The organism is Paenibacillus sp. 2TAB26, assembly GCF_052115145.1.
Taxonomy (GTDB): Bacteria; Bacillota; Bacilli; order Paenibacillales; family Paenibacillaceae; genus Pristimantibacillus.
On the sequence record NZ_JBFRGC010000160.1, the window covers coordinates 1 to 360 of the forward strand.

At 50.3% G+C, this 360-nt stretch carries 1 protein-coding gene; it reads left to right on the forward strand.

Features of this window, described 5'->3' with window-relative positions:
* The coding region (locus AB4Z50_RS36315; RefSeq protein WP_441887375.1) for an Ig-like domain-containing protein at nucleotides 1-360 on the forward strand (360 nt) is incomplete at both ends.

The window sequence follows — 360 nt, forward strand, 5'->3', positions numbered from 1 at the left end:
CAGGTAAGAAGCTGCAAATGAATGCTGTGGCTGCTCCTAGCAACGCAACAAACAAAGCGGTCGCTTGGTCCGTAATAGATGGAACAGGTACGGCTGTTATTGATAAAACAACGGGTGAGCTTACTGCCGGCAATCTAGGTACAGTAACAGTCCAAGCAACAGCTGCCGATGAAAGCGGAGTTGTAGGCAGCACGATCCTTACGATTACGGCAGTCCAAGTCCCTGTTGCTTCGATTACGTTAACAGGTGATTCCAGCGTGCTGGTTGGTCAGACGTTAACCGTTGACGCGACCGTTGCTCCTACTAATGCGACGGACAAATCAATCGAGTGGTCTGTTGAAAACGCAACAGGCACAGCGA